This window comes from Nocardia sp. NPDC049190, assembly GCF_040648115.1.
In the GTDB taxonomy this organism is placed as follows: domain Bacteria; phylum Actinomycetota; class Actinomycetes; order Mycobacteriales; family Mycobacteriaceae; genus Nocardia.
Genome location: NZ_JBEZDE010000024.1, coordinates 98,000 through 107,440, shown reverse-complemented (window position 1 = coordinate 107,440; position 9,441 = coordinate 98,000). Strand labels below are relative to the sequence as shown.

The following is a 9,441-nucleotide window of genomic DNA, read 5'->3' as shown; positions in this document are numbered from 1 at the left end:
TCACCCAACAAGAACGACCAATGCGTCGGAAAGACCTTGTTGATCGACCGCTTGACGAATGCCGCGGCACGATACCGCTCATCCGCCTCATCGGCCTGTGCGGCAATTGTGCGACTTAGTTGGGTAGTCATGGTCGACACCCCGCCCTGGTGAGAGTGCTATCCGTTCTACTACGGACGGTAGCAGATCGAGCGGGTCGAATCGAGGGTGTTGCCGTGGTGAATGTGGAACAAGATCATCCATATTTTCCTCGGCGTTGTCGAATCGCGCCGAAATCGGGGTCGATATCGTTCCACGTGTGAGCGCCATGGCACCGCAGGACGCGATGATCTACTGGCTGTCGAAGCGCGCGCGCAACGACCAGTTTCTGCTGTATTGCTTCGCCGACGGCGGGCGATCGACCGAGGAACTGCGGGCCGCGGTCGCCGAACGCAGCGCCCGGATCGATGATCTGCGGGTCCGGCTCCGCGAACTGCCCGCCGATATCGATTACCCGTCCTGGGTGCCCTGCTTATTCACCGCCGAGCAATTCGTGGAGCACCGGTTGGCGCGGCCCGATTGGTCACATGTACTCGACGCGCTCGGGGGCGTGCTCGGCACCGGGATGGACGCCGCCGTGCGCCCGTGGCGGCTGCACGTATTCCGCGGGATCGTCGACGCGCCGGGAGTGGGGAAGGGGCCCGCCTTGGTCGCGGTTCTGCAGATGTCGCACGCGCTGGCCGATGGACGGCGGGCGTCGGCTATCGCGCGTGCGCTGTTCACTGAGCAGCAGGTGGCGGACGGGTGCGACCGCCGGCCTGTGCCGGGCGGGGACGGTATCGCCGAGGCGGTAGTGCGTGATTCGCGCGGTTGTGTGGGTGCTGACCGCGTAGTGGTTGGCCGGCAAGCGGTCGGACGATGGACACGCACTGGGGTATTGATCGAGTCGGCGCTAGGTCTGCTGCGCCTGCCGATTCGTCTGGCGTCGACCGCCGTGCGCGGCTATCGAGCTTTCCAGGCACAGCGGCGGTTGGCGTACTTGACCGATACCGGTCGCTTGCCGCCGCCCGGCCCGGGGTTCGCGCCGAGTCTGGTGAATCGAACTACGGCGCACGGAGTCGTGCGACATCAGGTGCGGATGATCGTGCGTTCGGGCGAAAGCATGCGGATCCCCGGTCGCACCGTGACCGTCGTCACGCTGACTGCGGTGTCGCTGGCACTGTTCCGGTACCTGACGCAGCGGGGTGAACCGGTTATGCGTCTGGGTGCGCAGGTACCGATGGCCCTGCCGGGGCAGTCCATCGGGCAGGAGGGCGATCCGCGCAACAATTACCGCAGCCTCGGTGTCGACCTGTTCGCCGAGGAGCCGGACTTGCGCCGGCGCGCCGACAAGATCGCCGCGGCGCTCACCGCTCGCCGTCTCCGCGCACGGCATCCGCTGCTGTCCGCACAGGACCGGGTCACCGCGACCGTCCCCGCTCCACTGCTACGCCGCGACATCGACCGCTACCCCCTCGACACCGTCCCCGACTCGATCGCGGGACACACCGTGGTCTCCAGCGTCGACCGTGGCCCCGCCGACCTCACCTTCGGTGGTGGCCGCGTCCGGTTCAGCGCGGGATTCCCCGCCCTCGGCTCGGTCATGCACCTCACGCATGGTGTCCACGGCCTCGGCGATACGGTCACCATCTCCGTGCATGCCGACCCGGCAGTCCTCCCCGACGTCGACTTCTACACAGCTCTACTCGCCTCGGCCCTGGACGAGGTCGCCGCCGCCCACTGAACGCGGGGGCGCCGTGCATGACCCAGGGAACAGCGACCTTCCGGGGGCCACCCGCGGCGAATCAGGCTCGGGCGAGGGTCGGTTCGGCGGTCGGCGAGTGGAGATCGGCGGAGATCTTGATTTCCAGGTCTACGCGGGTTGCGTTGATGACGGAACGTTCTTCCTCGACGGTGTTCTCGATGGCTCTCGACCACAGTGCTTGGATTTCCGCGATCTCCTCGCCGGTGGCCTCGCTGTCCAGCTCGATCCGACGACGCTGCACAGTGATATTCAGCGCGGCGGTGAGGGTTCTCATCAGGTCCTCGCAGCGATTCGGAACCTTACGGTGCGCGAGCACGCGCAGGCTGCTGATGAATTCCCGTGCCGCGGAAATCGTCTCGAGCACATCCTGGCTGATCAGATCCAGCTCGTCGGCATCCCAGCGGTCGCAGGCCAACAGCTGTCGACGGACATCGGCGGAGGTCGACACCACCGAAGAGGCTGCGGCCAATACGGATTCGCGCCGCCACATGTCGTGTTCGCGGCGACCCGCTGCCGTGTTCGTCAGCTCCACATTCCGCTGCGCCGCGTCGAGCGTGACCCGGTTTCGCTCGTCCGCGGCGTCTAGTGTGATTCGGCTCCGCTCGTCCGCGGCGTCGACCGCCGCGCGATTCGTGCGGTTGTTGACAAGAACGCCGACCAACGCCGCGACCGCGACGACGAGGGAGGCGAGGAGCGGAAGCCACTGAGTCACGGGGAGATCATCGCATCGAGATCGCCACTGGCACAGTATCGATCGGCCTCGGCGTCGAATCACGGTGTTTTCGCGGACGCGTGCGTGTCGAACGGTGGCGCCGTTTTCGTCCGGGATTTCGGCCCACGACCCGGCTCGTACGGTCTCGATCGAGTCGCCGAACGGGATATGACACCGGCGGAGTGCCCGGTATTCGATCTGGATCATCCGACGCTACCCAAGGGTGTCGTGTGCCCGACCTCCGAGCCTGGAAACCTGCACCGAACTGGGGTGCTGTACCGGATAGGAGATATGAAACGATCATTTTTCGCAGATGAACCAGCTGTCCCGCGGATCGACAATGGTGGTATGACGACGGTGCTGCTGGGCGGCGACGTCATGCTGGGCCGGGGTGTGGACCAGATCCTGCCGCATCCTGGACGGGCGATGCTGCGCGAACGGTGGGTCGACGATGCGCGGACGTATGTGGAGTTGGCCGAACGCGTGCACGGCGCTTTCGCCCGGCCTGTGGACTTCCGTTGGCCGTGGGGTGATGTCCCGCAGATTCTGGCGCAGGTCGACCCCGAGGTGCGTTTGATCAACCTGGAAACCGCGATCACCGCCGATGGGGTATTCGCTCCAGCCAAAGGCATCCACTATCGGATGAACCCGGACAACCTTCCGGTGTTGACCGTGATCGCACCGGTCGTGTGCGCGCTGGCGAACAATCACATTCTCGATTTCGGCCGAGACGGGCTGGCGGACACCGTCGGAGCGCTCGATACGGTGGGCGTTCACCGGGCTGGAGCGGGCGCGGATCTCGACCACGCCCGAGCCCCCGCGATATCCGTTCTCGACGACGGGCGCCGGGTGGTGATCGCCTCGGTCGCGGCAGGATCGAGTGGGGTTCCGGAGTACTGGGCGGCGGATCACGGTCGACCCGGGTTGTGGCGGGTCGGCGCTTCGCCGGGCGCTCGTGCCGCGGACGCCGTGGCGGCACAGCTGCTGGCGCACAAGGGTGATCGCGATATCGCGATCGTCTCGATCCACTGGGGTCCCAACTGGGGTTACGAGGTGGCGCCGAGCGAGACGCGGTTCGCACATCGGTTGATCGATGCCGGAGTGGACCTGGTGCACGGCCATTCAGCACACCATCCGCGGCCGATCGAGATCTATCGGGGCAAACCGATTCTGTACGGCTGCGGTGATGTCATCGACGACTACGAGGGAATCGGCGGTCACGAGCGGTATCGCAGCGATCTTCATCTGCTGTATCTGGTATCCATCGATCCTGGTGACGTCGAGGTACGCGTGATTCCGCTGCGGGTACGGCACATGCGCCTGGAATCGGCGGCGCGCAGCGAATCCCGATGGCTGTGCGAGACGATCGAGCACATCAGCCGGGGTTTCGGCACCCGCGTCACACGTCGGCCCGACGACCTGCCTGTGGTGTTCACCGTCGCACGACGCTGAGCCGGCGGCAGTGCCGGTCGGCGACCGCATTTGCCCCGGTCACCCACGCGGCGTGACAGTATTCGCCGGCCCGCTAGGTAGCCACCATAGGTAGTTCCTCGGTATCTGCCGATGCGTGACTGCACCCTTATTGGTCGAATATTTCTCATTGTCAGGTTGTGTGTCACGATCGGAAGGACCAACGGATGCCACGCGGACGCTCAGGTGGCCGGGTGCGGTGTGCCAGCGGCTCATCTGCCAGGCCGACGATCGCGGTCGAGGTGAGACGCCGATGAGCGGGGTGAGCGCATTGCGGCGGGGTCTGTGCCATATCCGGGTGCGGTTCGCGCGTCCGTTGCTGGAGTTGGACTACCAAGACGACCGCGAGGTGGCCGACCGGTTCGCTGCGGTCGCCCACAAGGTCGGCGCGGACGTCACGATCGATGACGAACTCCGCGATAGTCGGCCGCCGCTGCCCTGTCGCGGACTGTGGACCTGACCCGTCGGCAAGGCATGCGAGCCCTGGCGCTGCGCGAAGTGCTGGCCTCAGAGTAGGGAGATCTGAGCAGGGCCGGCGATCCGCGTACTCGGGCGACCAGCGGCGATCAGCAGTGTCTTCAGGCGACTAGGCTCGGTTGTCATGTCGGCGATGCGCCGAGAACGTGCCGGGGGTCCGGTGGCGGCAACGGGTGATTTCGTTGGTCGCGGTCCGCAGCTGGACAAGATCACTACCCTGCTGCTCGGTTCGGCGCGGGTGATCACGTTGATCGGGTCGGGCGGGATCGGCAAAACGCGACTCGCGACCGAGACCCTGGGCCGATTCCACAAGACCAGCGGCACACCGGTGTATTGGGTGCGATTGGCGCGGCTGGCCGCTGGATGCGATATCGCCGCGATCGAGAGCGAGATAGCGCGTTCGGTGGTCGATGCCGACCGCTCCGCTCGGTCCGGGTGGGAGGGGTTGGTCGATACGTTGACCAGGACGGACTCGGACGGCCGGGCTCTGCAGACGGTGCTGGTGATGGACAACTGCGAGCATGTTCTCGACGGCGCCGGTCGCCTGATCACGGAATTGCTCGAGGCGGTGCCGGGATTGACCGTCGTGGCAACCAGCCGCGAACCGATCGGGTGGGTGGACGAGCACGTCGTCGCGCTCCCACCGCTGACACAGCAGCAAGCTCTGGCCTTGTTCCGGCAGCGCGCCGTACTCACCGACCATCTGATCACCGATACCGATGACGTGGCGATGGCCGACCTGATCTGCCGTCATGTGCACAACCATCCGTTGTATATCCGGTTGGCCGCGGCGCGGCTGCTGCGGCAGCCGTTGGCGATGATCCTGCAGGAACTGTCCGGAGCGGCGACCGACAGACGGATGCAGTGGTCGCATGGACCTCGGGTGGGCGCCGAACCACGACACCAGGGGGTCCGCGATGCCATCGCCTGGTCCTATGACTTGTGCCAGGACAAGGAACGGCTGCTGCTGGAGCGCATGTCCGTCTTCGCCGCCGGATACGACACCAACCCGGAAGACGACACCAGTTCGGCCCTGGATGTCGGCGCCGAACTGGCAGCCATCGAGGTGGTCTGCGCCGATGACCCGGCAGTTGGACACGATCGCGGAGACCGGAACCCAGCCGTGAGCGTGGCAACCGAGGAGATCGAAGACCTGCTCGAACGGCTCGCCGACCAGTCGTTGGTCACCCGGCACATCACGGCGACCGAGGTGCGGTACTCGTTGCTGGAAAGCATTCGAGTGTTCGCCCAGCAACGGTTGAAGGAACGCTGCACCGGTGCGCTCGACGAACCGGCTCGGCTCGCCCGGCGGCACCGCCGATACTATCGAGACAGAGTCGTTCAACTGCAGCTGAATTGGTTCGGTCCCGCCGATCAGAACTGGGCCCACGCGGCGTGGGACAACATCATGACAGCGATCGAAACCAGCCTGACCTCGGGTGAGCCCGCGCTAGGTTTGGAGATCGCCGCGGGGCTGATCGTGTTCCCGCTCCGCAAGGATTCACCCCGAGAGATACGCCGCTGGACCGAGCGCACACTGCAGGTCATTCGTGACTGGACGCCACAGCCGACCGAACTTCACATTTCCGCGATGACCTTGCTCGGGTGGCTTTCCATGTTGCAGGGAAGGGCCGCGGATATCGACCGGATGCTGGATAAATGCGTAGCCGCGTGTATCGGTGACCCGAACACCCGACAGAACTGGCGGCAGTCCCCGAATGCCGACATCGGCCTCCCGGCGCCCGTCGAATTCCTGTGGGGAGCGACTCTGGGGTTCACCCACCGTGACTCGAGCGCCCTCGCCGTATTGGCACGCGCTCGCGAGAAGTTCCGCCTTCTCGGTGAGCCTGGTAGCGAGGCCAGAAGCGAGCTGTATGAGGCATTGTGCGCCGGCATGCTCGGATCGACCCAGCAGGCCCTGGAGATCACCCGACGACATCTCGATCATGCCAGCGCGTCCGGATGGTGGGCGAAGGCATGGGCGGAGATGGCAAGGGCGATCGCGCTGACCAAACACGGCGATCCCGCGCAGGCATTGTCGCTCGGCCGCACCACATTGGCCCACCAGGTAGCTGCGCTCGACGTGTTGGGCGCCGCAATGGCGGTGAATATTCGAACGTGGGCATTGGCGCAGATCATCATCGATTCGACCGCAGCCGGCAGTACCACCCCAGGGCGGCTCGACGCGATGGCCATCGAGATCGCGCAACTTGCCGGTGGGGTCACAACGCTGCGGGCGGGGTTGAGTCTCGATTTGGACGATATCGCGGTCTTGGCGGCTGAGAACCACAAGGCGATCGACGTCGCCCGGCGGGTCCTGCGGCCCGGCGCGTTCGCCACCGCCTATCAGCAGGGTTGCTCCTTACGTCGCGACCTGCATGAGGTGCAGAGCCTGGCGCTGGGCACACTGTCGATCGGCGCGATGCCACTGGAGCGTCCCGTCACGACGGCCACGACATCACACTGGGACGAACTGTCCGCCGCCGAGCAGCAGGTCGCGACCCTGGCCGCGGCGGGATGGACGAACACCGCGATCGCGGCCTACCGCGGCAATTCCTCCAAGACCGTCGACGCACAGATGGCCAGGATCTTCCACAAACTGATCATCACCTCCCGCGAAGACATCATCGGATGTGTTCCCGAAGGCCAGCTCGGTGCGGTGCGGCGAGAGGCGACCAGACAGCCGGACCGCGACCGGCGACGACCACATGGGCCGCGGTCGCGGTGATCGGCCGGGCATCGACGCTGATCCGCGGAATCCGACCTGCCGGGCGCGGCGGGTATTCCGTAGCGAATCCGGGCGGTCGTGCCGTGGACGTCGGTGGCTTTCGGCATGCGCCGGCATGACGGATCAGCTACGCGAAGGGCGGTTTTCGCCAGGGCTGACCGCAGGTGGCACGCGACGAGCACGGAAAGATCGGCGTGGGTATCCGATGGAATCCCTTGCGGCCCTTGCTGGGAGTTGCGAATCTTTCATACTCGGCAGTCATCACCTTCGGAGGCCGCACCGGCCGGGTGCGCCGACATCCCCTCAGATGGCCCATTCACCGCCGATCGGGGGCGGTGGAAACACCGCCCCCGATCAGAGGTCTCTGCGCGGAGGATAGGGGATTTGAACCCCTGAGGGCGTTAACCCAACCCGCGTTCCAGGCGAGCGCCATAGGCCACTAGGCGAATCCTCCGTGCAGCAGCATACCGGTAGCCCCCCTCTGGTCGCCAAATGCCCCCGGGCGATAGGGAGAAGTGCCAGGTCGGGTGCGGTTGACCTGCCCGAGGATGGGGTTTTGCCCGGGAGCCGCTACACTGGCCAACGGATCCCGCGCGGCGCGCATCCTGTGAACTCCCCCAGGGCCGGAAGGCAGCAAGGGTCAACGGGCTCTGCCGGGTGCGCGGGGTCCCCTTTCCTGAGGGCTCGCACCGGCCGATGTCCGGCTGTCGAATAGCGCCTCCAATTCCGAGCAACGTACGGGTAACGTGAACAGCGTCCGCGGATGCGCCTGCGTCCGCACAGACACCTGTTCGGCCGCTGCCGCACATCGGTCCGGCCAACCCAACCCCTTCGCTGCTTCGAAAGGCTGCCCAGGATGCCCCGGCAAACGCAGATCGGTTTGATGAGCCACGAGGAGCTCGTGTCCGAACACGAGATCCAGTCCGCGAACTATGCGACGCTCCAGACCGAGAAGCTCACGCTGGATCTGACGAGGGGGAAACCCGCACCGGAACAACTCGACCTCTCCGCCGCGCTGCTGACGCTGCCCGGCGCCGGCGACTATCGCGACGGTACCGGCGCCGACTGCCGCAATTACGGTGGCCTGCACGGTCTCCCGGAGCTGCGCGCGATCTTCGGCGAACTGCTGGGTATCCCCGTGGACAACCTCCTCGCCGGCAACAACGCCAGCCTCGAACTGATGCACGACGTGATCACCTACGCGATGTTGCACGGCACCAACGACTCCGAGCGTCGCTGGGCCGCGGAGGACACGCTGAAGTTCCTGTGTCCTGCCCCCGGATACGACCGTCATTTCGCGATCACCGAGGCGCTCGGCTTCGACATGATCCCGATCCCGATGCGCCACGACGGCCCGGACACCCACGCCATCGCCGGACTGCTGGCGAACGACCCGCAGATCAAAGGTCTGTGGGCGGTGCCGAACTACTCCAACCCGACCGGTGTCGTCTTCTCCGAAGACGTGGTTCGGGAATTGGTTTCGATGCCCGCCGCGGCGCCTGATTTCCGGCTGTTCTGGGACAATGCCTACGCGGTGCACCCGCTGACCGATACCGCGGCCCCGGTGATCGACGTGCTCGGCCTGGCCGCCGCGGCCGGTAACCCGAACCGTCCCTTCGTGTTCGCCTCCACTTCGAAGATCACTTTCGCCGGCGCGGGCGTCAGCTTCATCGGCGGCTCCACGGAAAACCTCGACTGGTACCTGGGTCACGCGTCGAAGAAGAGCATCGGTCCGGACAAGATCAACCAGCTGCGTCATCTGCGCTTCTTCGGGGATGCCGATGGCGTGCGCGCCCACATGCAGAAGCATCGCGCGATCCTGGCGCCGAAGTTCGCCTTGGTGCTGAAGATCCTGGAGGACCGGCTCGGCGCGTCGAAGGTGGCGTCGTGGACCGAACCGAAAGGCGGCTACTTCATCAGTCTCGACGTGCTGGAGGGCACGGCGGCGCGGGTAATCGCCTTGGCCAAGGATGCCGGCATCGCGCTGACCGCGGCGGGCTCGGCTTTCCCGTACCGCAACGATCCGGAAGACAAGAATATTCGGATCGCGCCGAGCTTCCCGAAGCTGCCTGAGTTGGAGAAGGCGATGGACGGCCTGGCCACTTGTGTACTGCTCGCGGCGTCGGAGAAGCTGCTCGGCAAGTAATCGGAGACCGGATAGCGCTGCGCCCGGCCCGGGTCTTGGGGGGGGGGGCCGCGGGGTACGGGGTGCCCCAGGGGTTTGATGCGCGTGAAGTGGGGGCGGGGGGCGCGCCGGGTGACGGGGTGCGG

General features: G+C 65.9%; 6 protein-coding genes, 1 tRNA gene and 1 other RNA gene. 6 read left to right on the top strand and 2 right to left on the bottom strand.

Annotation, left to right across the window (positions count from 1 at the left end; genetic code table 11):
• The first annotated feature begins 307 nt into the window (after window positions 1-307).
• Window positions 308-1,762 (top strand): WS/DGAT domain-containing protein, encoded by a 1,455-nt coding sequence (locus AB0B25_RS21230; protein WP_357182088.1) that lies wholly within the window; start codon window positions 308-310, stop codon window positions 1,760-1,762.
• 61 nt (window positions 1,763-1,823) lie between these two features.
• Here AB0B25_RS21230 and AB0B25_RS21225 read toward each other — a convergent pair whose 3' ends face one another.
• Window positions 1,824-2,495, bottom strand: coding sequence for a hypothetical protein (locus AB0B25_RS21225; protein ID WP_357182062.1), 672 nt, complete (start codon window positions 2,493-2,495; stop codon window positions 1,824-1,826).
• A gap of 348 nt (window positions 2,496-2,843) precedes the next feature.
• Between AB0B25_RS21225 and AB0B25_RS21220 the strand changes: the two genes are divergently transcribed.
• The 3 genes from AB0B25_RS21220 to AB0B25_RS21210 all read left to right on the top strand — a co-directional run bounded on the left by AB0B25_RS21220 (window position 2,844) and on the right by AB0B25_RS21210 (window position 7,170).
• A complete protein-coding gene (locus tag AB0B25_RS21220) occupies window positions 2,844-3,947 on the top strand; it encodes a CapA family protein (protein ID WP_357182060.1) in 1,104 nt (367 codons plus the stop codon).
• Window positions 3,948-4,218: 271 nt separating this feature from the next.
• Window positions 4,219-4,425 carry a hypothetical protein gene (locus AB0B25_RS21215; protein WP_357182058.1) on the top strand — a complete coding sequence of 69 codons (207 nt, stop codon included), beginning with the start codon at window positions 4,219-4,221 and terminating at the stop codon, window positions 4,423-4,425.
• A 141-nt stretch (window positions 4,426-4,566) separates the two neighbouring features.
• Window positions 4,567-7,170 carry a LuxR C-terminal-related transcriptional regulator gene (locus AB0B25_RS21210; RefSeq protein WP_357182055.1) on the top strand — a complete coding sequence of 868 codons (2,604 nt, stop codon included), beginning with the start codon at window positions 4,567-4,569 and terminating at the stop codon, window positions 7,168-7,170.
• Window positions 7,171-7,539: 369 nt separating this feature from the next.
• Here AB0B25_RS21210 and AB0B25_RS21205 read toward each other — a convergent pair.
• Window positions 7,540-7,624 (bottom strand) — tRNA-Ser (locus AB0B25_RS21205).
• Between the two features lie 127 nt (window positions 7,625-7,751).
• Between AB0B25_RS21205 and ffs the strand changes: the two genes are divergently transcribed.
• Both ffs and AB0B25_RS21195 read left to right on the top strand, forming a co-directional pair.
• Window positions 7,752-7,846: signal recognition particle sRNA small type (ffs, locus tag AB0B25_RS21200), an RNA gene on the top strand.
• A gap of 180 nt (window positions 7,847-8,026) precedes the next feature.
• The gene (locus AB0B25_RS21195; protein WP_357182052.1) at window positions 8,027-9,316 is read left to right on the top strand and encodes an aminotransferase class I/II-fold pyridoxal phosphate-dependent enzyme; all 1,290 of its coding nucleotides are present in this window, start codon (window positions 8,027-8,029) and stop codon (window positions 9,314-9,316) included.
• Window positions 9,317-9,441: the final 125 nt, after the last annotated feature.

Coding starts and splice junctions, on each gene's coding strand:
- AB0B25_RS21230 (WP_357182088.1), top strand. CDS start 308: ATGGCACCGCAGGACGCGATGATCTACTGGCTGTCGAAGCGCGCGCGC.
- AB0B25_RS21220 (WP_357182060.1), top strand. CDS start 2,844: ATGACGACGGTGCTGCTGGGCGGCGACGTCATGCTGGGCCGGGGTGTG.
- AB0B25_RS21215 (WP_357182058.1), top strand. CDS start 4,219: ATGAGCGGGGTGAGCGCATTGCGGCGGGGTCTGTGCCATATCCGGGTG.
- AB0B25_RS21210 (WP_357182055.1), top strand. CDS start 4,567: ATGTCGGCGATGCGCCGAGAACGTGCCGGGGGTCCGGTGGCGGCAACG.
- AB0B25_RS21195 (WP_357182052.1), top strand. CDS start 8,027: ATGCCCCGGCAAACGCAGATCGGTTTGATGAGCCACGAGGAGCTCGTG.